This is a genomic window from Clostridium sp. HGF2 (assembly GCF_964240115.1).
Classification (GTDB): Bacteria; Bacillota_I; Bacilli_A; order Erysipelotrichales; family Erysipelotrichaceae; genus Clostridium_AQ; species Clostridium_AQ innocuum.
In genome coordinates this window covers 180,232-204,180 of record NZ_CAXSSO010000005.1, presented here as the reverse complement: position 1 = coordinate 204,180, position 23,949 = coordinate 180,232, and the positions used below count along the sequence as shown (strand labels likewise).

General features: G+C 42.1%; 23 protein-coding genes. 19 read left to right on the top strand and 4 right to left on the bottom strand.

Going from position 1 to position 23,949, the window contains the following annotated elements:
- Window positions 1–145: 145 nt before the first annotated feature.
- From rnpA to hydF, 8 genes are all read left to right on the top strand, one after another.
- Entirely contained in the window at window positions 146–472 is a 327-nt protein-coding gene (rnpA, locus tag ACESPQ_RS10725; RefSeq protein WP_002606676.1) for a ribonuclease P protein component, read from the top strand.
- 31 nt (window positions 473–503) lie between these two features.
- Window positions 504–1,499: a YidC/Oxa1 family membrane protein insertase gene (locus ACESPQ_RS10720; protein WP_373144341.1), complete on the top strand. Its 996-nt coding sequence runs from the start codon at window positions 504–506 to the stop codon at window positions 1,497–1,499.
- Window positions 1,500–1,511: 12 nt separating this feature from the next.
- Window positions 1,512–2,126: a protein jag gene (locus ACESPQ_RS10715; protein WP_002606674.1), complete on the top strand. Its 615-nt coding sequence runs from the start codon at window positions 1,512–1,514 to the stop codon at window positions 2,124–2,126.
- 93 nt (window positions 2,127–2,219) lie between these two features.
- On the top strand, window positions 2,220–4,322 hold the full coding sequence (locus tag ACESPQ_RS10710) for a diguanylate cyclase domain-containing protein (protein ID WP_002606673.1): 2,103 nt from the start codon (window positions 2,220–2,222) through the stop codon (window positions 4,320–4,322).
- 386 nt (window positions 4,323–4,708) lie between these two features.
- On the top strand, window positions 4,709–4,972 hold the full coding sequence (locus ACESPQ_RS10705) for a TM1266 family iron-only hydrogenase system putative regulator (protein ID WP_002606672.1): 264 nt from the start codon (window positions 4,709–4,711) through the stop codon (window positions 4,970–4,972).
- A complete protein-coding gene (gene hydE, locus ACESPQ_RS10700; RefSeq protein WP_021421040.1) occupies window positions 4,965–6,053 on the top strand; it encodes a [FeFe] hydrogenase H-cluster radical SAM maturase HydE in 1,089 nt (362 codons plus the stop codon). Before ACESPQ_RS10705 ends, hydE begins: the two co-directional genes overlap by 8 nt.
- Window positions 6,032–7,450: a [FeFe] hydrogenase H-cluster radical SAM maturase HydG gene (hydG, locus tag ACESPQ_RS10695; protein ID WP_002606670.1), complete on the top strand. Its 1,419-nt coding sequence runs from the start codon at window positions 6,032–6,034 to the stop codon at window positions 7,448–7,450. Before hydE ends, hydG begins: the two co-directional genes overlap by 22 nt.
- A gap of 1 nt (window position 7,451) precedes the next feature.
- Window positions 7,452–8,642: a [FeFe] hydrogenase H-cluster maturation GTPase HydF gene (gene hydF, locus ACESPQ_RS10690; protein WP_002606669.1), complete on the top strand. Its 1,191-nt coding sequence runs from the start codon at window positions 7,452–7,454 to the stop codon at window positions 8,640–8,642.
- A 451-nt stretch (window positions 8,643–9,093) separates the two neighbouring features.
- Here hydF and ACESPQ_RS10685 read toward each other — a convergent pair whose 3' ends face one another.
- The 4 genes from ACESPQ_RS10685 to ACESPQ_RS10670 are packed head-to-tail and all read right to left on the bottom strand — an operon-like array spanning window position 9,094 to window position 12,855.
- Window positions 9,094–9,561: a hypothetical protein gene (locus tag ACESPQ_RS10685; RefSeq protein ID WP_373144340.1), complete on the bottom strand. Its 468-nt coding sequence runs from the start codon at window positions 9,559–9,561 to the stop codon at window positions 9,094–9,096.
- On the bottom strand, window positions 9,542–10,261 hold the full coding sequence (locus tag ACESPQ_RS10680) for a ribulose-phosphate 3-epimerase (RefSeq protein WP_373144339.1): 720 nt from the start codon (window positions 10,259–10,261) through the stop codon (window positions 9,542–9,544). Before ACESPQ_RS10680 ends, ACESPQ_RS10685 begins: the two co-directional genes overlap by 20 nt.
- Window positions 10,258–10,926, bottom strand: a complete 669-nt coding sequence (locus ACESPQ_RS10675) for a hypothetical protein (protein WP_257379172.1) — start codon at window positions 10,924–10,926, stop codon at window positions 10,258–10,260. The genes ACESPQ_RS10680 and ACESPQ_RS10675 overlap by 4 nt, the downstream gene beginning before the upstream one ends.
- A 12-nt stretch (window positions 10,927–10,938) precedes the next feature.
- On the bottom strand, window positions 10,939–12,855 hold the full coding sequence (locus tag ACESPQ_RS10670) for a BglG family transcription antiterminator (RefSeq protein WP_373144338.1): 1,917 nt from the start codon (window positions 12,853–12,855) through the stop codon (window positions 10,939–10,941).
- A gap of 300 nt (window positions 12,856–13,155) precedes the next feature.
- Between ACESPQ_RS10670 and ACESPQ_RS10665 the strand changes: the two genes are divergently transcribed.
- From ACESPQ_RS10665 to ACESPQ_RS10615, 11 genes are all read left to right on the top strand, one after another.
- A complete protein-coding gene (locus tag ACESPQ_RS10665; protein WP_044904298.1) occupies window positions 13,156–14,199 on the top strand; it encodes a zinc-dependent alcohol dehydrogenase in 1,044 nt (347 codons plus the stop codon).
- A gap of 13 nt (window positions 14,200–14,212) precedes the next feature.
- A complete protein-coding gene (locus ACESPQ_RS10660; protein WP_002606663.1) occupies window positions 14,213–15,058 on the top strand; it encodes a class II aldolase in 846 nt (281 codons plus the stop codon).
- 15 nt (window positions 15,059–15,073) lie between these two features.
- Window positions 15,074–16,531 carry an FGGY family carbohydrate kinase gene (locus ACESPQ_RS10655; protein ID WP_257270828.1) on the top strand — a complete coding sequence of 486 codons (1,458 nt, stop codon included), beginning with the start codon at window positions 15,074–15,076 and terminating at the stop codon, window positions 16,529–16,531.
- A gap of 181 nt (window positions 16,532–16,712) precedes the next feature.
- The gene (locus ACESPQ_RS10650) at window positions 16,713–17,153 is read left to right on the top strand and encodes a PTS sugar transporter subunit IIA (protein WP_002606661.1); all 441 of its coding nucleotides are present in this window, start codon (window positions 16,713–16,715) and stop codon (window positions 17,151–17,153) included.
- Entirely contained in the window at window positions 17,135–17,614 is a 480-nt protein-coding gene (locus ACESPQ_RS10645; RefSeq protein WP_002606660.1) for a PTS system mannose/fructose/N-acetylgalactosamine-transporter subunit IIB, read from the top strand. The genes ACESPQ_RS10650 and ACESPQ_RS10645 overlap by 19 nt, the downstream gene beginning before the upstream one ends.
- A 46-nt stretch (window positions 17,615–17,660) precedes the next feature.
- Window positions 17,661–18,446, top strand: coding sequence for a PTS mannose/fructose/sorbose/N-acetylgalactosamine transporter subunit IIC (locus ACESPQ_RS10640; RefSeq protein ID WP_002606659.1), 786 nt, complete (start codon window positions 17,661–17,663; stop codon window positions 18,444–18,446).
- 1 nt (window position 18,447) lies between these two features.
- Complete coding sequence (locus tag ACESPQ_RS10635) at window positions 18,448–19,287, top strand: PTS system mannose/fructose/sorbose family transporter subunit IID (protein ID WP_002606658.1); 840 nt, start codon at window positions 18,448–18,450, stop codon at window positions 19,285–19,287.
- A 127-nt stretch (window positions 19,288–19,414) separates the two neighbouring features.
- On the top strand, window positions 19,415–20,458 hold the full coding sequence (locus ACESPQ_RS10630) for a zinc-binding dehydrogenase (RefSeq protein ID WP_002606657.1): 1,044 nt from the start codon (window positions 19,415–19,417) through the stop codon (window positions 20,456–20,458).
- Window positions 20,459–20,560: 102 nt separating this feature from the next.
- Window positions 20,561–21,415: a class II fructose-bisphosphate aldolase gene (locus ACESPQ_RS10625; RefSeq protein WP_257334524.1), complete on the top strand. Its 855-nt coding sequence runs from the start codon at window positions 20,561–20,563 to the stop codon at window positions 21,413–21,415.
- Between the two features lie 9 nt (window positions 21,416–21,424).
- Complete coding sequence (locus ACESPQ_RS10620; RefSeq protein ID WP_257334523.1) at window positions 21,425–22,786, top strand: sn-glycerol-1-phosphate dehydrogenase; 1,362 nt, start codon at window positions 21,425–21,427, stop codon at window positions 22,784–22,786.
- A 16-nt stretch (window positions 22,787–22,802) separates the two neighbouring features.
- Complete coding sequence (locus ACESPQ_RS10615) at window positions 22,803–23,609, top strand: HAD-IIA family hydrolase (protein ID WP_002606654.1); 807 nt, start codon at window positions 22,803–22,805, stop codon at window positions 23,607–23,609.
- The last annotated feature ends 340 nt before the right edge of the window (window positions 23,610–23,949 follow it).

Sequence of the window (23,949 nt, the reverse complement as noted above, 5' to 3'; positions counted from 1 at the left end):
GGATTCCTCTGTTTCAGGTGCTTTCCTGCCGTACGTTATTGCTTTTTCCCCTGATTTAGGCTATGATTAAGCGTATGATGCTGTGAAAGCGTATAGCAGGCAGAAAACGGCATCAGGGAAGCGGAAGACAGAAAGGAAGAACTGCATGAAAAAGGAATATCGTGTGAAAAAAAGCCAGGAATTCGCCGAGATTATGAATTACAAAAAATTTTACACCTGTCCTTCCTTTGCTATTTATGTGAAGCCGCGAAAAGAAGATCATGCAAGAGTAGGAATTTCCGTTGGTAAGAAAATGGGAAAAGCAGTTGTACGTAATAAAATCAAGCGTCAGGTACGCATGATGGTACAGGATATTTACAGTTTTGAAGAGAAATTTGATACGATTATACTCGTTCGCGTAAAATATCATGAAGAAAATTATATAAACAACAAAAAACTCTTGGAAAGATTGGTTAAAAAAGTTAAAATATAAAGGTAGGCAAACTTAGCGAGGAGACAAAAAGATGAAAGATTTTTTTAGAAACAAAAAGAAGTTTCTTCTGGTCGTTATGCTGATGGTCGTGACACTGACCGGATGTAGTGTTCCGCGTGGGCAGAATGGTAAGACATATGTCAATTCCATTTACACGAACAATGACGTTCAGGTGAAACGCGGAGATGTTGACATTCCAGACGACAAAGAACTTCAAAAGAAGTATAAGGATTATAAAGCAGATGATTTGATTACAATCGAAAAAACAACATTCTCGGATGCAATGGACGAGGGATGGTTCAACGGGCTGATCGTATGGCCGATTGCATTCCTGATTAACTTTGTAGCAGATTTCAGTGATGCAGGTATCGGTATCATTGCAGCGACCTTCCTGATTCAGCTGCTGATCTTCCTGTTCTCAATCAAATCACAGGTAGCATCACAGCGTATGCAGTCCATTCAGCCGGAAATGAATAAGATTCAGGCGAAATATGCAGGCAAAACCGATGACCGCTCCAAGATGCAGCAGGCGCAGGAAATGCAGGCGCTCTACAGCAAATACAAAATCAATCCGTTTGGAACACTGCTGGTAACGTTTATACAGTTCCCGGTAATTCTGGGTATGTATCAGGCGACGATGCGCGCGTACAGCGTGGTAACCGGTTCCTTCCAGGGAATCGACCTGGCTAAGACGCCGATCGAAGGGTTTAACTTAGGTAATTACTGGTATGTTGTCATCTTTGTTCTGATGGTAGCCTTCCAGCTGTTGTCCTTCAAAATGCCGCAGTGGCTGCAGGAACACAGAAAGAAAAAGATGCATGTCAAAGAGAAAAAATATGCAGAGCCTAAGAAAAAGGGCGGAAATGGTATGATGGGCTCCATGAACATGATGATGTACATGAGTACCGGTATGATTGCCATCTTTGCAATCAACTGGCCGCTGGGTATGTCCTTCTACTGGCTGGTAAACTCTCTTGCAAGAGTTATCCAAAATATTGTAATCCACAAATTCTTTATCAAAGATTAGGAGGATAACAGGATGAAATCGTATACTGGCAAAAATCTGGAAGATGTATTGAAGCAGGCTGCCGAGGATAAGGGAGTAAGCGTAGAAGAGCTCACTTATAATGTTACAGAAGAAACCTCAGGCTTTCTGGGTCTTGGCAGCAAAACAACCATAACGGCTTACTGTAGAAATGATATTCGTGAATTCATGAAAGCATATCTGCAGACCTATTTCGAAGGTATTCATATGGAAGTGTCCATTGATGTGGTGGATGACGGTGAATATTTCCGTGTTAATCTGGACGCTGAGAACAACGCTATTCTGATTGGAAAGAACGGACAGACATTACAGGCAGTCAATACTGTTCTGAAATCTGCTTCTTCCAGTGAGTTTAAGCGCCGGATTGGTGTACTGATTGATATCAACGGATATAAGGAAGAGAAATATCAGAAAGTTTGTTCATTGGCTCTTCGAGTTGCGAAAAGCGTACAGAGGACAAAAACTGATGCAACACTGGATCCTATGCCGGCCGATGAAAGAAAGGCTATTCACAACTATTTAGCCAATATGAAGCATATTGCTACCGTCAGTGAAGGTGAAGGTAATCAGCGGCGTCTGAAAATCGTTTACAGCGAAGATAATGCATAAAAAACAGGGAGTCATGCAAGACAGCATGGCTCCCTTTCCATATGCGAAATTTGTCGAATGTGAGTTTTTTTAATTATAGAAAAGAGGATGAGCATGGAAGTTTATAAAAAAGAAGCTACAGAGCTTGAAGAACAGCTTCTTATACTGCGCAAACAGGGGAGACCGGAGGAGATTCTTCAAAAGGCTTCCCGATTACTGGAAATTGCGCAGCTTCATCAGGATCCCTACTACATTGCAGCTGCATTGTATTTTCAGGCATATTATGAATTTTCAAGAGGAAATTACAAAGAATGTCTTCAGCACTGCTTTCAAAGTGAGGAATACTGTGAAAAAAATGAATATCTGAAAATTCTTGCATACATACATAATCTACAGGGAATCGTTTATTCTGATCTGGGGGATTTTCTCACCTCCCTGCATTTTCTTCTAAAGGCTTATTATCTCACAATGGATCATCCGGAATTCGAATATCATTATGCGATTATTAACAATCTGGGAACTTTGTTTCATGATATCGATTGTGAACAAAGAGGAATTGAATACTTCATACGGGCATTTCAGGAACGAAGAAAAATGCATCTTGAATTTTCACTGAATGACGGTATTATATTAACGAATATTCTGATGGTATATATGAAAATGAACCGCGCAGCAGAGGCAGCTCCCTGGTATGAAACATTCTTACGCTATTTCAAAGACAATGACCATGTGGTACTGACAGAGAATAGAATCATGATCAGCATATTCGAATTGTGGCACAGAAAGGATATAGCGAAATTAAAGCAAAGATTATATGATTTTCTGGAGGCTGCTCCCCATACATCTGATTATAAAAATACAGTGAGAAACTATATGGATTGTATTCACATCTGCATTTCATTAAAATTAAAGGATCAGGCATATCTGCTATATCGCAATCTTGAAAAAATGGAATCTCATCATCCAAACTCTATCAATTCCGCAAGACTAGCAGATATCAAGGTGGAGCTGGCAATGCAATTTTGCTCCAAAGAGGAACTATTTCTCCATCTGCTGGAAGCCTATCGTCTCAATCGAAAGGCAAGAGAGCAGGAAAAACGCAATAATCTGCAAAGTATGATGAATAAAATGGATTTGGAAAACGCACTCTACGAACAGCATATTATCCTGCAGCGAAATGAAGAGCTTCTTCGCAGCAACAAACTGGATCCCTTTACCGAGGTATTGAATAAAACTGCCTTTCGCAACCATGTGCTGGAGGCGATTCGTGGTAAAAGAGCAGACGAAAAGGGTGCTTTCTTTATACTGGATATTGATAATTTCAAAATTATCAATGATACCTGTGGACATCTTGTGGGTGATCAGGTAATCATGAAGGTCGCAGCTAATCTTCAGAATAATCTAAGAGAGGAAGATCTAGTCGGCAGAATCGGCGGTGATGAATTTTGTATGTATCTGAATCATATCTCATGTATTGAGGATATTGAAAAGAATGCTTTACGTATTATAGATAATATACGCAATCTGAATATCAGTAAGCTGCAGAAGCAGCTTACTGTCAGTATGGGAATTTGTATTGTGGATACAGAAAAGGATTTTGAAGATATCTTTATGAAAGCGGATCATGCTCTTTATGAAGCTAAGGCAAATGGGCGTGACCAGTTTGTTGTCTATAAAAATGACTATTTCAGTCAGATCATGCAGAAAAAAGAAAAGCGCAAGGACCGCCATGAGGTCACCGTCAATGATATTCTACCAAAGGTATTTGAAATGCTGAATGTATTCGATAAACGGGATGAGCTGCTGGCACAGACGATGGAATTTATCTGCCGTTCCATGAATGTGAAAAATATATTTCTGCTTCGCTTTGAAAATGAAGCATATTCCATGGGCAGAGTTTATATATATGACCTGGAAAGGAATAAGGCATCCAAGCATGTTCATATTCAGACGGATCCAGCATACCTAAAGGCTTTTGATGACAGACACCTTTACTATCAGAATCAGATTAACGTAAATGATATCCGTTATATAAATGCGTATGAACAATATCAAATTCAGGCAACACTGCAGCATCAGATTTTGTATGATCATAGAATGATAGGTGTACTTGGTATGAATGATCGAAGAATTCATGAATGGAATGAAGATGATCTATCGCTGATTCGTAATCTTTCCTATGCATTTGCGACCTACCTGATTGCAATTGAAAAATAGGGATAAGATAAATCTGAGAAATATAATAAAAACATGGAGTCTAAAAAATTTGCAGTTCTGATTGAACGAAAAACAGACGCATTTCATCCAATGTAAGAATAGGAAGAGGAAGTACGCAGCAATGTCTTCTTCTTTTCTTTATGTATTGGAATTATTTTAGTTTTTTAAGTACATAGTACTATATTGCTTGTGAACAAATAAACAAGGTGTTATAATCAAGATGTTGAAGTGAGCGGAAAGTGGTACTGACCGTAAACATCAAACATCGATCGCTGACGATCTGCTTCTAAAGGAACAGCCTGAGGAAAAAGACGGGAATGCAAATAGTTTTTACTGTATTCTTGTTTTTTTATAGGACAAGAATTTTTTTAATGGAGGAGGATGTTATGGAAACTAGAGTTGCTGTTATCGGTATCATTGTCGAAAATACGGAGTCTGCTGAAAAAATCAATTCCATACTTCATGAATATGCACAATATATTCTTGGTCGTATGGGAGTGCCGTATCAGAAAAGAGGGATTTCTGTTATCAGTATTATCATAGATGCACCTCAGCCTGTCATTTCTGCATTATCCGGTAAACTGGGGAAATTAGAGGGTGTCAGTACAAAGGCACTGTATTCCAATGTGATGGAGAATATAGATGGATAATGTTTCTTTTCTGATCGAAAAGCTATATATGGAAGGCTGGCTAAGAGATGAAGAATTTCTTGAGGTACTTATACATCATGGTGAGAATGAAATAAGAAATCTGCTTGCGGAGTATGCAAGAAAAACAGCGCACAGATACTATGGAAATAAGGTGTATACCCGTGGATTGATAGAGTTTAGCAACTACTGTCGCAATGACTGCTATTACTGCGGTATCCGCCGCAGCAATTCCCATGCGCAAAGATACCGTCTGAAAAAAGAGGATATCCTTACCTGCTGTGATGAAGGCTATAATCTTGGATTTCGTACCTTTGTCCTGCAGTCCGGGGAGGATGGATATTATACGGATGAGCTTCTGATTGAAATCATAACTGATATAAAACGGCGGTATCCGGATTGTGCTATCACCTTATCACTTGGAGAAAAAGAGAAGGAGAGCTATCAGCGCTATTATGATGCAGGTGCAGATCGTTACCTGCTGCGTCATGAAACAAGCAATGCACAGCATTATCGTTGTCTGCATCCAAAAGAGCTTACCAGTGAGCATCGCAAGCAGTGCTTAAGAGATTTGAAGGCGATCGGTTTTCAGACCGGCTGCGGAATCATGGTCGGCTCTCCCTCACAGACGCTGAGGCATATTGTAGAGGATTTGCATTTCATGAAGGAGCTTCAGCCGGAAATGGTGGGAATCGGGCCTTTTCTTCCGCATCATGATACACCGTTTTACAATGAACCGGCCGGCAGCTTCACGCTGACACTGACACTGCTTTCCATTATCCGTCTGATCCTGCCGGATGTACTTCTTCCGGCGACTACAGCTCTGGGTACGATTGATCCACAGGGAAGAGAACAGGGGATTTTAGCAGGTGCCAACGTTGTGATGCCCAATCTCAGTCCGGTAGCTGTGAGAAAGAAATACATGCTGTATGATGATAAAATCTGTACCGGTGATGAAGCAGCCGAATGCAGAGTATGTCTTTCCAATCGTATGAAGCGTATTGGATATGAACTCGTAACAGATCGCGGCGACAGTATAAGAAAGTTAGAGGAAAAACGTATATGTACAATAAACATTCACTGAAAGCAACGGAATTCATTGACGATGAGGAAATCAAAGAAACACTGCGCTTTGCACAGGAAAACAAACACAATAAGGAATTGATCAGCTCCCTGATTGAGCGAGCCGCAGATTGTAAGGGGCTTACACACAGAGAGGCTGCGGTGTTATTGGAATGTGATCTTCCTGAGGAAAATGAAAAGATGTTTACGCTGGCAAAACAGATCAAGCAGAAGCTGTATGGCAATCGCATTGTTATGTTTGCTCCGCTGTATCTTTCCAACTACTGTGTTAACGGCTGTGTATACTGTCCCTATCATTATAAGAACAAGCATATTCGAAGGAAAAAGCTGACGCAGGAAGAAATAAGGCAGGAGGTTATTGCCTTGCAGGATATGGGACACAAGCGACTTGCTCTGGAAACAGGAGAGGATCCTGTTCACTCACCGATTGAATATGTACTTGAGAGTATTAAAACGATTTACGGCATCAAGCATAAGAATGGAGCTATTCGCCGAGTGAATGTAAATATCGCGGCAACAACTGTGGATAATTACCGAAAGCTGAAGGAAGCAGGAATCGGTACGTATATCCTGTTTCAGGAAACCTACAATAAACAATCATATGAACAGCTGCATCCGAACGGACCGAAATCAAACTATGCCTACCACACGGAGGCAATGGATCGTGCCATGGAGGGCGGTATTGATGATGTCGGCTGTGGGGTATTGTTTGGATTGAATATGTATCGTTATGACTTTGTAGGACTTTTAATGCATGCTGAGCATCTGGAGGCGGTTCACGGCGTTGGTCCGCATACAATCAGTGTTCCACGTATCTGTCCTGCTGACGATATAAATCCGAATGAATTTTCAAATGCCATCAGTGATGAGATATTTACAAAAATTGTTGCTGTATTGCGAATTGCTGTACCATATACCGGTATGATTATCTCTACAAGAGAATCACAGAAAACAAGAGAAAAGGTTCTTGATCTCGGTATTTCTCAGATATCCGGAGCTTCTTCCACCAGTGTCGGCGGCTATGCAGTACCGGAAAAGGAAGAGGAAAACAGTGCGCAGTTTGATGTGAGTGATAACCGTACCCTGGATGAGGTGGTTAACTGGTTGTTGAAGCTGGGCTATATACCGAGCTTCTGTACGGCATGCTATCGGGAAGGAAGAACAGGGGACCGCTTTATGAGTCTGGTAAAATCCGGACAGATTGCGAACTGCTGTCATCCAAACGCATTATTGACACTGCGGGAGTATCTGGATGATTATGCAAAAGAGGATACAAAAAAGCTTGGCAGTGCCATAATAGATCGGGAGCTGTTACATATTCCAAATGAGAAAGCAAGAGAAACCTGTGCCTCCTATCTGCATTCCATTGATAATGGAAAACGGGATTTCCGGTTTTAATATGAGTCTTCAGGACACACCCAATGCAGTACGTCTGCATATTGGCATATTTGGAAAACGAAACAGCGGGAAGTCCACACTGTTAAATGCCATTACGAAGCAGAAGGTCTCTACCGTTTCTCCTGTGGCGGGGACAACCACGGATCCTGTAGTAAAAGCGATGGAGCTTCATGGTCTTGGACCGGTGGTATTTTATGACACTGCAGGCTTTGATGATGAAGGGGAACTGGGGAATCTGCGTGTTGAAAAAACAGTGGAAGTCACTCAGAAAACAGATATGGCAATTCTGGTATTCCGTGACATGGATATTTCCTGGGAAATGACATGGTATAAGAAGTTAAAAGAAAAACAGATTCCTGTTCTTTGCATATGGAATCAGGATGCTGAAGATGAGAAAGCATATGCGGATGTGGTTACACAGATTGAGAAGAAAACAGGTAGTGACGTACTTATTGCAAATGTGAAGGAGCTGGTGACGGATGATGTTCGTCAGGCTTTGATTCGTCTGCTTCCCTCTGATTTTACGGAAGAAACGATCACCGGACATCTGGTACAGGAAAATGATCTTGTTCTGCTTGTTATGCCGCAGGATATACAGGCTCCAAAGGGAAGATTGATCCTGCCGCAGGTACAGACAATTCGCGATCTGCTGGATCACAAATGTATTATTCAAAGCTGTACAAGCGATACGATAGATGCGGCTCTTTCAGCTTTGTCAAAGCCGCCGAAGCTGATAATCACAGACTCACAGGTGTTTCCGCTTGTATATGAAAAAAAACCGGAGGAAAGTCTGTTGACCTCATTCTCCGTACTATTCGCAAAATACAAAGGGGATATCCAATATTTCATAAAAAGTGCAAAGGCTATTGATCAGCTGACTGTAAACAGCAGAGTTCTGATTGCCGAAGCCTGTACACATGCCCCACTTGCGGAGGATATCGGCAGGGTTAAGATTCCTGCTATGCTGAAGAAAAAATATGGAGACGGCTTGCAGGTGAATATTGTCAGCGGTACGGACTTTCCGAAAGAACTGCAGGACTATGATTTCATCATTCATTGCGGTGCCTGCATGTTTAATAAAAAATATGTTCAATTCAGAGTGGAACAGGCAAAAAAGGAAGGAATACCGATGACGAATTACGGAATTGCTATCGCATATATGAAAGGGATACTGGAGCATATTATATATTGATAAGCAAAATAAAAAGTGAATGCTCAACTCATTTACTTGATTCATTACAATGAAAGAGTAACACAGCTGTTTCATAAGTACAGACTTATGGAGCAGCCTTTTGTTATATGTTCCTTTTTAAAAACATCATATGGCGCATGCCTTCCTTTTTATAATTGAAACCGAATTTGCAGGACTTAGAAAATAACAAATATTATAGAGTTTTCATAGATGAAAGATACCACATAGGAGAAGATAAATACAGCAGTATGCAAAGGCTCTTTTTCGGTTATAGAAAAAGCTAAAAAAAGCAAAGAGGAAAGAAAGTCTGAATCGTGGAATTGATGGGGTGATTACAAAAAAGAGAATTCAAATTATTGATCTATACAATCGTGCTGAATTCTCTATACCTTGTATTTACCTGCAATTGGAATTTTTTCATTTCTTTGTGTATTCCGATATGAGTTAGAACCTATACAGAACCCCTGATGTTTTCCTGTTTCGAAATATCAATGAAATAATCACAGATTCTTCGTACAGCTGCTCTCTGCTTCTTCATATCGGTACCGGTGGCTTCATTAAACCATAAAATTTTGAATTTTTCGTTTCCGAAGCTCAGAATAACACTGCTTTTCAATACACCCTTTCTCACAGTGGCTCCTTGTATATCCTGTAATGGAATACGGAAATATCCGGTAGCCCTTGTCACATCCAGAGAATGCAGTGTAACAATATGAAGACTCGTTTTCGTTAAACCCACATAGCAGTATATATTACGGAATCCGATATTCGGACGTTTATCTGCATCAACAGCATATGATAACAGCCTCGGTGTTGTGGATACGATATTTCCCCAAGTTGTTGCCCTGTACTTCTCCTGCTCACAAAGCAGCTTTTTTAATTCCGTATTTTTGCTTTCCTCATTCATAGTCAATGCCATTTGAATTTCCTCCTGCAACGATGGCCTGTTCGAGAAGCACGATGCTTTCATCAATGGAATGCTTATGATTACATAAGCCGGAGGTTCCTCCTGTAAACATCGTTGCCCCCGCCTTTGCACATTTCTGTATGGTCCCTGTATGAATATTTCCATCAACTTCGATCACCCTGTCAAGCTCTGCTGTCATAAGCAGCTGATGCATTTTTTCTATATGGCGAACTGCCTCCTCTTGAAAGGTCTGTCCTGAAAAACCGGGTTGGACACTTAGTTTCAAAATCCACTCCGCATGCTCAGAGACTTTAATGAAATCTTCTGGTACCGGTGTATCACAGCGAAAGGCAAGGACAGGCTTTGCTCCAAAATCACGTACTGTTTGAAAAGCTTTTTCTATATCGATATCCGCCTCATAATGAATTGCAATATAATCTGCTCCGTTTGCTATACAGGGCTTAATATATGGAATCGGGTTTCTACAGGCCAGATGCACCGTAATCGGCAATTTAGTATAGCTGCGAAATACCTTCAGCATGAGATCGCCGAAAATGAAGCATTCATTAAACTGGCCATCCACCATGTCATAGTGAAGACTTTTAATACGAGATTGATTGATTTCCTCCATACTCTCAGCAATATGTCCAAGATCAATACAGGACAAGGATGCATTAAAACTGAATTCTGTTGTCGTCAGCTTCATGATCATGCCTTTAACAGCTTTTTAATCTCATACTCATAGGGTGTATTCCGGCAGTTTTTCAGTGCGGAGGTCAAATAGGTTTTGCTTAATTTTTTATTACAGAGATACGTATACTGCAGACCAAGCAGATATTCAAAAATACCGATACGTACACGCTTTGCATCATTGGTAAAGGCGTCCGGCATTTTCTTCATCGGTTCCAGCCGCTCTCTGATTTCCTCTATATACTCACTCTTTTTCAGTGCGAGAATACTGTACATCATTTCCATCGTATGAAGCTCTGCGGTATTTTTATCAGCCTTTTGACAGATATGCAGCATGCTTTCTGCTTTCTTAAACTTCTGATTTTCCATATAGAAATAAAATCCCTGTCTGGCAGCGGCTGCCTTTTGCTGATCTCTCATTTTCATTTTACTGAAAATAGTATCGAGCTGTGCCTCAATTTTCCTTTTATCACCCTGCATGAAATAGGAATTTAACCGCATGTACTCCCGATTGTAGGGCTTGAAGGAAAATGTACAGGCGAATCCGTCCAGCAGCTTTTCAAATCGTTCATAATCTCTTTCTGACAGATATCCTGTCAATTTTTTATATACGACTCGTTTCATTATCTGCGGAATAATCAGCAGTATGATAAGAACAGCAGCGGTAATCAGAAATGTAAATGTCATATGATGCTCCTCCTATAATATATGCGATTTCAGATTTTCTTCACATATCCGTTTGAAATCATCGTAATCCTCAACAGACAGAATTTCCTGTTTGAATTCATTATTGAACAGTAAGGGAGAAAGATAATCCCAGGCACGAAAGGCTTCCAGATTATTTTTCTGAATACATACCAGAAAAATCAGATTCACATGATTCCCTTCAGTATCCCAGACTGCCGGCTTTTTGAGGATGATTTCGCCGATAAAGGAATCATCCGTCAGCAGATGCATGGGATGAAGGATTGCGATTCCATTGCCGAAGTAGGTGGAACCAAATTCCTCCCGCAGTTCGATTTCCTCAGCGAGATTGTCCAGCTTATACAAGTCAGATGCCGCATGGACAAGACACGTTTGAATTTCTTCCTTTTCTGTGAAATCTTTTACAAAAAACAGTTTTGGATCAAACAGCTTCATGATATCCTCAACATTTTTAAAGCCTTCTATACGTACCTTGATTTTCTCCAGCTCATTGGAATCGGGAAAGAATGCAATTTTTGTCGCCAGTCCGGATTCAGTCGCCCTGTTATCCTCGGTTGAGAAGAACAAATCGTATGCATCCAAATCGAGATCATCCAATTCATTCGAGGAAACGAAGGTGATGGATACGATATATTTCTGAAATTTATCATACAGAAACTGTTCCAGAAGGAAATATTCAGAACGCTTCAGGTTCGTTATGATACATACTCGTTTGTTGCCCTTTAAGACAGAATACTCATTGATGCTTTTATTGAAATAGATGGCAAGAAAGGCGGTTTCGCTTTCTTTGATTTTACATGTATAGCGCTCTGATAACAGGTAGGAGAAATATGTGGCAATATCAAATGCATAGGGAAAGCTCTGCTTGATATAATCCAGCATTTCATTCTTGATCTGTACATTGTTGCGTGCTCTGGATATCAGGGGAACACAATGCAAAGCCAGTGAAATACGCAGGTTTACATCATGTGTGAAATCCGTCGGATAGGATTCATGTATTCTCTGCAGCGCATGCAGAATAAATGTATTCAGATCCTCTGATATATAATCAGTATTGCTGAAATTACTGTGATTGTTAATATACATTGCCAGAAAATTGATTTCTGTCTGTGGTACACGGATCAGATATTTTGTTTCAATCCGCTCAAAGATATTCCCTGCGATTTTAATTTCCGTGTCATAGGTACCCTCACCGTTAATATCCTCATCATTCAGATAAAAGAAGTTGGTGATTCTCCGTATGGATATATTCAGCCAGATAATAATATTCTGAAACTCAACATCGGAAATCGGATACTGTTTCTCCAGCAGCTCCTTCATCAAAGTCTTTCTTATGAATTCCACATGAACAGCCTCCGTATCGGATATCAGCTTGCTTGGTATCATGGGATGGTATGCATAGCTGACATCCATCAGACAGATGCGCTTATCCCGTTCCAGCCCGTCTATCCATATATAACCCTTTGTCTGAATCAGACGTAAGGAGAATTTGGACAATGTTTTTTCCAGCTCTTTTAAATCACTGGTCAGTGTGGATTTTGACACATAGATATAATCTGCACATTTTGTCAGGGAAATGCTTTTTCTCTGGCTCAGCAGAAAGTTTAACAGCTTATAAATACGATCATCTCTGTAATTGATATTGTATTCATCCGACTGCATTTTCAGATCATTGAGATAGTGAGCAAAACGCTCTCGGTCCAGAATCTTAATTCTGGTACCGAAGGGTACTCTGGAATCAATTATGAATATATCAGATAAAGAAGCAGTGTCCTCTTTTATTGCCTTGATATCATTTTGGATGGTACGCAGACTGATGTTAAATTTATCCGAAAAATAGTTTGCTTTATAGTATTCACCAACTTTTTCGCAAAGCTCTAAAAAAATACTGGATTGTCTTTTTGTTAGCATTCTTATCACTATGAAACCCAAACTGTCTAAAGGATTTCACTTCTCCTTTCCTTGTGTATTCAAAACAAATTGAAACATAGTCCCCACCCTATGCAAGCAAGTACATCATACCGTATTATCAATTACGAAAAAAATTGTCTTTTGCGTAATTGATACGCAAGAATACCCTGTGGATGACTTCATAATTACTCCGCAATTATCCGAAACCTACGCATTTGAATTTATTTATAATGGAATTGTAAGACAGACGGTAAGGCTTTTTGAATTATAAAAAATGCCTGCCGAGAAAAAGGAGGAAATATGAAAGCTTGTGTGTTAGAGAAACCGTATGATGTTCGTATCAAAGAACTTCCCATTCCTGAACCAAAAGACGATGAAGTGTTACTGAGAGTTACTGTCGCTGGAATTTGTACAAATGATGTCCGGGATTACAAAGGCTCCAGATATACGTATCCGCGTATCGGCGGGCATGAATATGCCGGGGTGATTGAAAAGCTTGGAAAAGATGTTGATAACGGAATATTCCATATTGGTCAAAAAGTGGTGAATTACATTATAGACGAATGCGGTGTCTGCTACAACTGTAAGCATGAACATGAAAATATCTGTGATTCAGCGGAAAGCGGAAAAACCTTTTATAACGAAGGAGGTATTTCCGGATACTTCGGGTTTGCCGAATACATTGCGGTAAAAGCACGTCATCTGCATATGGTACCAAATGATACGCCGGATGAACTGGCAGCATTTACAGAACCGCTTGCCTGTGTGATCAACAGCATCAATAAAACCGGAATACGCATGGGGGATGATGTTGTGATTATCGGTGGCGGAGTCATGGGACTGCTTCATGTTCTGTGTGCAAAGCGGCAGGGCGCAAGCGTCATTGTCAGCGAGACAAGTGCAGATCGCCGAAAGCTTGCACTTGAACTTGGGGCAGATGCAGTGATTGACCCTGTGGAAAGTGATCCTGTGGAGAAGATAAAGCAGCTGACAAACGGACGCGGTGCAAATGTTGTATACAATACTACGGCGATACCCGCAGTAGCCAAACAGGCAATCGATATGTGTGCCAAGAGCGGTCTTGTTAACATGTTCAGCTCGATTCATCCCAATGAACCGATTCTTGTGGATGCGGGGCGTCTGCATTCTCAGGAAATCCGGATTACCGGTACGGTCAGTCCGACGGTACGCTCCTTTGCACAGGCGGTAGACTGCATTGCCAAAGGAATCATAGATGTAAAACCGCTGATTGAAAAGGTGTATGACTATACTGACATTAAGGAAGCGCTGGAAGCTGCCATGCGTCCGGAAACCTTTAAGGTATTAGTGAAATTTTCAGAATAAGGGAGGAACGAATATGAAAATTGTAAATGGTTTTGATCTGCTAGCATACGCAAAGGAAAAAAAGCTTCTTCTGCCGGCATTCAACACGACGAATCTGGAAATGACAAAGGCGATTATAAAGGGATTGAATGCTGTTCACCTCCCGGGTATGGTACAGATATCCTCCAACAACCTGCATTTATCAAATCCGGAAGTGATTGCTTATATGATGAGAGAGTTTTTAAAGGGGACAGATACACCAGTCGGGCTGCATCTGGATCATGGAAAAAGCTTTGATGATGTTAAGGCATGTGTGGATGCGGGCTTTACCTCCATCATGGTGGATGCTTCCCATCTGAATTTCGAAGAAAATATAAAAGAGGTACAGAAAACAGTGGAATACTGTCATTTCTATCATGTTCCGGTGGAAGCAGAGCTGGGAGCTATCATGGGAAAAGAGGATGATGATGTAAATGAGGCAGACTGTAAAACGGATCCTGCACTGGTAAAAGAATTTGTGGAGCGCTCCGGGTGTGATATTCTGGCCGTTTCCATCGGAAATGTACATGGTCTTGATGCTGTGGCGAAGATTGATCTTGCACTGCTGAAAAGGATTGCGGAAGTTTCACCTGTTCCGCTTGTGCTGCATGGCGGCTCCGGTATTCCGTTTGATCAGGTAAAACAGATGCGGGACTATAACATGATCAAGGTGAATTACGGTTCGGATCTGCGCAGGGCATTCATTCAGACATTTGGAGAGGCTTATGAAAAGAATCATAACGAAGCTAATCTGTATGGTCTCAGTGCAAAGGCAGTGGAGAATGTCAGCAAAACAGCTGCTGATCTCGTTTTGATCATCAACGGGCTGAAGGAATCATAGGAAGGGATTGATTCTGTGTATTATATAGGACTTGATATAGGTACATCCGCATTAAAAACTACACTGATGGATACCCGTCGGTCAATCGTATACGAAAACAGCTATGGTTATACAATCCTGCAGCCGCAGGAGGGCTGGCGGGAAATTGATCCAGACGTATGGATGCAGGCTGTAATGAAGGGACTGCATGATATCTTTGCCAGATGTAATCCGCAGGAGGTTTCCGTAATCGGTGTTACGGGACAGATGCATACGACTGTATTTCTGGATAAAAACGGAGAAGCTGTGCGCAATGCCATCATGTGGACAGATTTACGAACGGCCGGTATGGTTGAGGAACTGCGTACGGAATGCACACAAAGGGAGGAAACACGCCATATCGCTGAAATATTGTCACCGGGAAGTCCGGCAGTGAATACACTCTGGATCAAAGAGCATGAGCCACAAAGCTTTGCGCGTATTCATAAAATCATGACACCGTATGCATATATCGTATATAAATTAACGGGGCAGTACAGTATGGATTACTGTGAAGCATCCACAAGCTCATTATATGATATTGCCACAAAGAAATGGTCAGTGTATATGCTGGATAGGCTTGGTATTGAAGAAAGCTGTCTGGGACCGCTGTATGCTAGCTGCGATGTGGTCGGAACACTTCAACAGACACTCTGTGAACAGCTGAAGGTGAATCATGACATCCGTGTCATTGCCGGAACGGGAGATAATCCGGCAAATGCAGTGGCTATGGGGATACTGAACCGGAAGGAACCGGTTATTTCGCTGGGAACATCCGGAGTTGTAATTATGCCGAAAAGGGATATGGACTTCGAAGGAAAAGGTAAGAATGTTCTATTCAATGCGGATCATACACAGTTTGTCAATATCGTACAGGGAACGGTTCGTTCAGCAGGGGGAACTCATAAATGGTGGGTGGAAAATATCGTGAAGACAGATGATATGGCTGTGGATCAGCAGCTTATTTCATCTGATCGCTTCGGAAAAAACAGTGTATTGTTTTTCCCGCACATCACAGGGGATAAACTTATGTATCATGATCTTTGCGTAAGGGGAGCATTTGTCGGGCTGAGTTTTGAAACAAGACGGGAGGATATGACACAGGCTGTTTTCGAGGGGGTAAGCTACGCTATCCGCGAGGTTCTTGAAAGTATGAAGCTTGCACAATGGCCTTCCCGCATACAAATCAATGGCGGGGGTACAAGAAGTCCTGTCTGGATGCAGATTATGGCGAATATTCTCCATACAGAGCTAAAGGTCGTTACCGAAAGTGCAACCCCGGGATATGGAGCGGCACTTCTGGCTGCGCTGGCAGACGGTGTATCGGAAAAGGAAGCCTGTATCGGACAGGGGAAGGTGTATGCTGCGGAAAAAGTACTCACTGACGCATACGATCGGCAATATAAAAAATATAAGCGTATGTACAGTGCACTGAAGAATATTATGCAGGAGTGAATTAAAAAATTATAAAATTGCATAATCAATATGAACTCCGTAAAAAAATCGGTTACGTAATGATTACGCATAACATAATAAAAAACGTTGCAGGAAATCGTATAGAATATAACCAGATGGTGGAACCGCTTCCAGAGCAGTGCTTTCACCTGTTGGAAATGAATAGAGAAAGGAGGGTATTATGAAGGTTATCTTAGTATCTCATGGTTCTTTTTCCAAGGGATTATTTGAGACAATGGAAATGGTATTAGGCGAACAGCAGAATCTGTCATATGTCGGTCTGTATCCTCATCAGGGAGTGGATATCCTGAAAGAAAATATTGAGAAGGAATTTACAAAAGCAGATGAGGGAGAAGAAATTCTGGTTCTTACCGATTTGTTCTACGGAAGTCCGTTCAATGCGGTTGTACAGCTGATGAACACATATGATGTATACCATTTAACAGGAATCAATGTTCCCCTGCTGATGGAAATCCTACTGATGAGAGGAAACGGAAAAAGCGCTGCGGAAATATGTGACGAGGCTATGAAGCTGGCAGGCAGTACCGTACAGGATGTAAAAAAATACTTAGCAGACATGCTTGATAATGAGGAGGATGAAAAATGCGAAACATCGTTTTAGCACGTGTGGATGATCGTTTGATTCATGGTGAGGTCGTAACAGCCTGGACACCGAGTCTGAGTGCAAACAGAATTGTCATTGTAGACGATACTGTTGCTGCGGATAAATTCAACAAACGGGTACTGATGGCTCTGGCACCACAGGGGACCAAGGTTGCCGTATTATCTGTTGAAGGCGCAACTAAGGCACTTCAGAAGCCGGATCCGGGAAATGAACGCGTTATCGTTCTGACAAAAACACCGATCGTTTTTGAACAGCTGCTGGATGGCGGCGTGGAAATCAAAGAGGTATGCCTTGGCGGTATGGGTATCCGTGGAGACCGCAAGCCGTTCATCAACAATGTTTCTGCGAGTCCGGATGAGGTGGATTCCATTCGCCGCATGAAAAACGAGAAGGGTGTAAATGTATATTATCAGTTAGTACCTGAGCAGAAGGTAGTCGATATATCAAACCTGTTATGAGACAGATTCTGCTGGACATAAAAACTAACAGAGAGGAGAGAAATTTATGTCAATAGTACAAGCGATTCTATTGGGGGTCCTGTATTGGATTGGTGAAGCAAACCTGCCGTTTGTCGGATTATGGACGGTACAAAGACCGCTGGTCTGCGGATGGATTGCGGGCATCATCCTTGGGGACGCATTAACGGGAGCTATGGTTGGAGCATCCATCAACCTCGTTTATTTAGGATTCATTTCAGCCGGAGGGTCCATGCCTGCCGATATGGCACTGGCAGGAACACTGGGGGCTGCATTTGCCATAACCGGTAATCTGGATGCCGATACAGCTCTTGCACTGGCTGTTCCAATCGGTCTTCTGGGTACACTGGTATGGTATTGCCGTATGACCTTTGACTCCATCTTCGTTCACATCGGTGACAGATTTGTTGAAAAAGAACAATACAATAAAATCTGGATTGCCAACGTACTGCTGCCGCAGATCATGGCTGCGGTTATCTGTATCGTTCCTTGCTCTCTGGCTGCATATTTCGGAGCCACCTATATTCAGGGCTTCATCACGATGCTTGCCGGAACCCCTTTGAAAATTTTCCAGATCATCGGCGGTCTGATGCCTGCCTTGGGTATCGCAATCACACTGCAGTATATCTTTAAAGGGGAAAGCCGTGTATTTCTGTTCATCGGATTTGTTGTCGCTGTTTATTCCGGACTTGCACTGCTGCCGCTTGGTGTATTGTCCTTATTATGCGCATTGGTTTATGTACAGGTTCGTTACAGAGAGGGCAGCGGAAAAGGTAACATCGCTGAAGAATCTGAGTTAGAGGAGGATTTCTAAAATGGCAGAACAAAAAGCAAGACACGTTATCCCGAAGAAACACTTATACCGTGCAGCCTTTAACTGGGAAACCTGGGTTCAGTGCTGCTATAACTATGAACGAATGATGGGTATGGCCTGCGGGCACACCTTTGTACCTGTGATTGATGATTTATATAAGGATGATCCGGACGGAGCCGCAAAACGGAAAGAGGTCATGGAGCGTGAAATGGAATTCTTCAATGTCCATATCGAATTCGGTTCCTGTATTCTGGGTATGGCAATCGCACTGGAGGAACAGAAATCACTGGGAGAACCGATTCCGGGTGAATTTATCACATCCTTAAAAACATCCCTGATGGGACCTCTGGCAGGTATTGGAGATACGATTTATCAGGGGGTACTGATTCCGATCCTTTTGGCAATCTGTATTGATATCACGCTGACCGGTACCGTCTGGGGGGCAATCGTATATCTGATTCTGATGCTTGCCATCAGTTATATCTTCAGCTTCGCAAACTTCTTCTTCGGTTACCAGCAGGGCTCCGAGGCTATCATGGATTTTCTGGAAAAGGGTCTGCTCGACAAGCTGCTGCTGGGAGCACAGGTCATGGGCTGTATGGTTATGGGTGGCCTGATTGCCAATTATGTAAAAGTTTCCTGTGGTCTGGAGCTTGTCACATCGGGGTCAAAATTCAATGTGCAGACGCAGCTGTTTGATGCTGTCATGCCAGGCATTCTGCCATTTGGATTCACGATGTTAGTTTACTGGCTGATGAAGAAAAGATGGACTTCCATCAAGATTATTATTCTGATTGTAATCATCGGTATCATTGGCGGATTAACTGGAATCTTAGCTTAGCAACCAACATGAAAGGGACCAGTTCTTGATTACTGGTCCCTGCTTTTATAAAAAGCAGACGGGAATTGTTTCTGTGTGCGATATGTAACTTTATAATCGGTAAGCGAAAATAGGAGGACTGACAATTATGAAAGCCTGTGTACTAGAAGGACCTAAAAATTATCAAATCAAGGACATACCGGTACCGGAAATGAAAGAGGATGAGGTACTGGTTCGTATTTTGACATCCGGAATCTGCGTAAATGATGTCAGAGATTATCAGGGCTGTAAATGGTCATATCCGCGTATTGGCGGACATGAATACAGTGCGGTAATAGAACATATAGGAACAGGTGTGGATCCCAGTCTGTTTCATATAGGTGATAAGGTTATCAACTATATTATTGATGATTGCGGGGTCTGTCCGGACTGTAAGCATCATCATGAAAATATATGCAGTAATTTCACAAAGGGAACTGCTTATTTCAATGAAAACGGCTTTTCGGGCTTTTATGGCTTTTCAGAATATGCAGTGGTAAAGGCACGCCATCTGTATGTGTATCCTAAGGAAACACCGGATGATGAAGCCGCATTCACAGAACCGCTGGCATGTGTTATTAACAGTATCAATCGTTCCCATATCAACATGGGAGATGATGTTGTCGTCATCGGAGGCGGTGTTATGGGACTGCTGCATGTACTGTGTGCGAAGCGACAGGGGGCACGCGTTATCCTGAGTGAAACGGATGCAAAGCGGCGCGCATTTGGATTGAAGCTGGGTGCTGATATTGTAATTGATCCGCTGGAATCCGATCCTGTTGAGCAGGTTAAAAAGCTGACAAACGGCCGAGGGGCAAATGTTGTTGAGAATACGACAGCAATTCCTTCTGTAGCAGCACAGGCAATTCAGATGACTGCAAAAAGCGGGTTGTGCAATATGTTCAGCTCCATTCATCCCAACGAGCCGATTCTTGTGGATGCGGGACGTCTTCACTCTCAGGAGATTGTGGTAACCGGTACCCAGAATGGAACCATTGAGACCTTTGCACAGGCAATTGACTGTATTTCCAAAGGAATCATTGATGTGAAGCCGTTGATTGAGGCTGTGTACGATTATGAGGATGTTGTGGAAGCAATGGAATGTGCAAGCCGTCCGGATACCTATAAAGTTATGCTGCGATTCTCAGAATAATAGCGTCAAACACCCTGAGAATATCTCTTTTACAGACCGTAAGGATGCGTATTGTATAAGCTTGATGAAAAAGCAGCTGAATCATAAAGGAGGAGAAAATTTATGTTAGCAAATCTGAATGAGGTATGGAAGCTTGCCGATGAGAAGAAAATCGCCATCGGTGCTTTCAATATCGTGAATTTTGAAAATATACTGGCTGTACTGGATACAGCAGAGAAACTGAATATGCCGGTAATTCTTGCGTTTGCACAGACGCATGAGGAGAATAATGTCATGAATCTGGATACGATCGGACCTGTTATGGTACTGATGGCACAGCGCGCAAAGGTGCCTGTGGTCGTTCATCTGGATCATGGTGTAAATCTGGATTACATTAAAAAATCTCTGAAAATGGGATTCACCTCTGTCATGTTTGACGGTTCCGCACTGACCTATGAAGAGAATATCAGGCAGACAAAGGAAGCTGTTGCCTTAGCTCGTAAATATGGAGTGTCCATAGAGGCTGAAATCGGTAAAATGGCAGGGATTACCTTAAATAATGAAGGTGTTACAGAAAACCGTGCATCAGATCGCAGGAATTACACAGATCCTGCAGAGGCGAAGGATTTTGTCGAGAAGACGGGAGTGGACTGTCTGGCATGCTCATTCGGAGCGGTGCACGGCGAATATTTTTCAGAGCCGAAGCTTGACTTTGAACTGGTAAAGGAATTAAAGGAGGCAGCTGGTGTGCCCATTGTCATGCATGGAGGAAGCGGTGTAAGTCATGCGGATTACAAGAAGGTTATCGCAAACGGTGTTCGTAAAATCAATTACTTTACGTATATGGACAAAGCAGGAGGAGAAGGCGTAAATGCTGCATCTCCCGTGAAATATTTTCATGATGCCGCCAAAGCAGGACAGGATGCTATGCAGAAGGATATAGAGTCTGCAATGCGCTGTTTTGTGAATATGGATTAGGGTGATCTTATGAAAATGAAGGTAGCAACATTTGAAATCAATGATTACCTTGGTCATGCGTTTAATTGTGATTGCGGAAAGCAGCATACCACCCGTCTGGAGCATGTCCGTGTTTGTGATCATGTGAAGGAGGATATCCTGAAGTATTTGCAGGAGCATGCATATCATACAGTCTATATGATTGAGGACGAAAATACCTGCCGTGTATATGGGGAAGAGCTTGAGGCTTATTTAAACGCTAATGGAATCGCCAGCGATCGTGTCATCCTTGAAGCGGATGTTGTTCCGAATGAAGCCTCTGTATTTCGTATTCTGGTGAATATGAAGCGTCAATATGATTACATTTTAGGCGTCGGGTCCGGAACTTTAAACGACTTGTGCAAATTCATTTCCTATAAGCTTTCACTGAACTATGGAATTGCGGCAACCGCTCCGAGTATGGACGGCTTTGCTTCTGTTGGCGCCGCACTGATTACTGATAATCTTAAAACAACCTATGACTGTCATGTGCCGACTGCAATTTTTGGTGATCTGGACGTACTGGCAAATGCACCGCTGGATATGATTAAGGCAGGTCTTGGCGATATTGTAGGAAAGTATAACTGTCTGGTTGACTGGAAAATTGCACATATGATCAACGGGGAATATTACTGTCAGACAATTGTTGATATGGTTTATAAATCTATCAAGGAGGTTGTAGCGCACGCAGATGGAGTAATGACACGCGATAAAGCGGCGGTAAAGGCAATTACAGAGGCATTGATTGAAACCGGTATGGCTATGGGATTCGTCGGCAATTCACGTCCGGCATCCGGCAGTGAGCATCATGTTTCGCATTATTGGGAAATGAAATTTTTATTTGCTCATCATGCACCGGTATTCCATGGAACTAAGGTGGGGCTGGCAACACCGGGAGTAATCGCCATGTGGAAGAAGCTTGCCCGGGACGGTATCGATTTTGCGGCATGTAGGAAGCGTGTAAAGGCATTTGATAAAGCTGCCTGGGAAGCAATGGTGCTTGACCGCTTTGAAGCAGCCGCACCCGGAGTTCTTGCTTTGGAGGAAAAAGCCGGTAAGAATGATATAGAAGCAGCTTTGAAACGTATTGATATCATGGAAGAAAAATGGCCGGATATTCAGGCAGTCATTGAACAGGAGCTGCCGCAGCCGGAAGAGGTGACAGCGATTCTGAAATCGGTAGAGGCAGCATATCGTCCAATGCAGGTTGGTATTGATGAAACAATGACTAGGGATGGTGTGATACTGGCAAAGGAAGTACGTGTGCGTTACGGTCTTTTACAGCTGCTGTGGGACCTTGGGCTGCTGGAAGATTATAGTACCGCATTTGTAGCGTATTATCGGAATTATTAGAGGTAAGGGGAGTTATATGATAACAGATAAAAAAATGATTCAGAAGAAGATGGAAGCAATCCGCGTCTTTATTCTGGATATGGATGGAACGATCTATCTGGGGAAGAATTTATTTCCATACACACATGATTTTCTCAATACGGTGAAGGCTACCGAAAGAGAGTATTATTTCTTTACCAACAATTCCTCCAGAGATTTAGCTGCGTATATAGATAAGCTGCATGGTATGGGAATTGATATCGATAAAAAACAGATGATGGTATCAACCCATGTAATTCTTCGCTGGTTAAAAAAACATCATGACGGCAGGCGTGTGTATGTGGTAGGGACACCTGCATTGCGCAAAGAGTTTGAAGCTCACGGCTGGATACTGGATGAAGAAAAACCGGATATCGTGATTCTGGGCTTTGATACAACACTGACCTATGAAAAACTCTCCAAGGCATGCACTTTTATCAGAGAAGGCGCATTGTATTACGGAATCAATCCGGATTTAAACTGTCCAATGGAGCATGATACCTTTATACCTGATTGCGGAAGTATGGCAAAGCTGATAGAAGCAAGTACCGGAAAATATCCTGAGTTCTTCGGAAAACCAAGTGGGAAGACACTGGACTATATCGTCGAGGAAACCGGATGTTCACCCGATCAGATTGCTATTATCGGTGATCGTCTGTATACGGATATCAAGGTAGCGGATGGCAGCGAGGTTACCAGTATTCTTGTATTGAGTGGAGAAACAAAGGCTGAGGACATTGATACAAGTGATGTAAAGCCGGATATCGTTATTGAACATATCGGAGAGCTGGCAAAGCTGCTGTAGGAATATCTTAAAAAGTAATAAAGAGTAAAGCACAGAAATGTAAAATGAAAAAGGCTTTGCTCTTTTTTTATGGTTCTTTCTCACTTTAGGGTGTATGCAAAAGGGAGAATTCGACTTTTATTGATAAATATATCAGTGTTGAATTCTCCCTGTTTTAAGTCCCCCGTAATCGAGATAGAACCTTTTTTATAAATATCTGTTTCTTTGATTGATTATCTTTGATATAGAAGTATAATAAAGTCGTGAGTAAAGTCGTGAGTAAAGTCGTGAGAAGCTAACAAAACATCAATACCTTATGAGATAAGTTAGATTTTTTTCAATAAGCACAGGCATAATCCTG

What these genes read in the sequence shown, in the direction of transcription:
- rnpA (WP_002606676.1), top strand. Translation starts at nt 146, where the DNA reads ATGAAAAAGGAATATCGTGTGAAAAAAAGCCAGGAATTCGCCGAGATT.
- ACESPQ_RS10720 (WP_373144341.1), top strand. Translation starts at nt 504, where the DNA reads ATGAAAGATTTTTTTAGAAACAAAAAGAAGTTTCTTCTGGTCGTTATG.
- ACESPQ_RS10715 (WP_002606674.1), top strand. Translation starts at nt 1,512, where the DNA reads ATGAAATCGTATACTGGCAAAAATCTGGAAGATGTATTGAAGCAGGCT.
- ACESPQ_RS10710 (WP_002606673.1), top strand. Translation starts at nt 2,220, where the DNA reads ATGGAAGTTTATAAAAAAGAAGCTACAGAGCTTGAAGAACAGCTTCTT.
- ACESPQ_RS10705 (WP_002606672.1), top strand. Translation starts at nt 4,709, where the DNA reads ATGGAAACTAGAGTTGCTGTTATCGGTATCATTGTCGAAAATACGGAG.
- hydE (WP_021421040.1), top strand. Translation starts at nt 4,965, where the DNA reads ATGGATAATGTTTCTTTTCTGATCGAAAAGCTATATATGGAAGGCTGG.
- hydG (WP_002606670.1), top strand. Translation starts at nt 6,032, where the DNA reads ATGTACAATAAACATTCACTGAAAGCAACGGAATTCATTGACGATGAG.
- hydF (WP_002606669.1), top strand. Translation starts at nt 7,452, where the DNA reads ATGAGTCTTCAGGACACACCCAATGCAGTACGTCTGCATATTGGCATA.
- ACESPQ_RS10685 (WP_373144340.1), bottom strand. Translation starts at nt 9,561, where the DNA reads ATGGCATTGACTATGAATGAGGAAAGCAAAAATACGGAATTAAAAAAG.
- ACESPQ_RS10680 (WP_373144339.1), bottom strand. Translation starts at nt 10,261, where the DNA reads ATGATCATGAAGCTGACGACAACAGAATTCAGTTTTAATGCATCCTTG.
- ACESPQ_RS10675 (WP_257379172.1), bottom strand. Translation starts at nt 10,926, where the DNA reads ATGACATTTACATTTCTGATTACCGCTGCTGTTCTTATCATACTGCTG.
- ACESPQ_RS10670 (WP_373144338.1), bottom strand. Translation starts at nt 12,855, where the DNA reads ATGCTAACAAAAAGACAATCCAGTATTTTTTTAGAGCTTTGCGAAAAA.
- ACESPQ_RS10665 (WP_044904298.1), top strand. Translation starts at nt 13,156, where the DNA reads ATGAAAGCTTGTGTGTTAGAGAAACCGTATGATGTTCGTATCAAAGAA.
- ACESPQ_RS10660 (WP_002606663.1), top strand. Translation starts at nt 14,213, where the DNA reads ATGAAAATTGTAAATGGTTTTGATCTGCTAGCATACGCAAAGGAAAAA.
- ACESPQ_RS10650 (WP_002606661.1), top strand. Translation starts at nt 16,713, where the DNA reads ATGAAGGTTATCTTAGTATCTCATGGTTCTTTTTCCAAGGGATTATTT.
- ACESPQ_RS10645 (WP_002606660.1), top strand. Translation starts at nt 17,135, where the DNA reads ATGCGAAACATCGTTTTAGCACGTGTGGATGATCGTTTGATTCATGGT.
- ACESPQ_RS10640 (WP_002606659.1), top strand. Translation starts at nt 17,661, where the DNA reads ATGTCAATAGTACAAGCGATTCTATTGGGGGTCCTGTATTGGATTGGT.
- ACESPQ_RS10635 (WP_002606658.1), top strand. Translation starts at nt 18,448, where the DNA reads ATGGCAGAACAAAAAGCAAGACACGTTATCCCGAAGAAACACTTATAC.
- ACESPQ_RS10630 (WP_002606657.1), top strand. Translation starts at nt 19,415, where the DNA reads ATGAAAGCCTGTGTACTAGAAGGACCTAAAAATTATCAAATCAAGGAC.
- ACESPQ_RS10625 (WP_257334524.1), top strand. Translation starts at nt 20,561, where the DNA reads ATGTTAGCAAATCTGAATGAGGTATGGAAGCTTGCCGATGAGAAGAAA.
- ACESPQ_RS10620 (WP_257334523.1), top strand. Translation starts at nt 21,425, where the DNA reads ATGAAAATGAAGGTAGCAACATTTGAAATCAATGATTACCTTGGTCAT.
- ACESPQ_RS10615 (WP_002606654.1), top strand. Translation starts at nt 22,803, where the DNA reads ATGATAACAGATAAAAAAATGATTCAGAAGAAGATGGAAGCAATCCGC.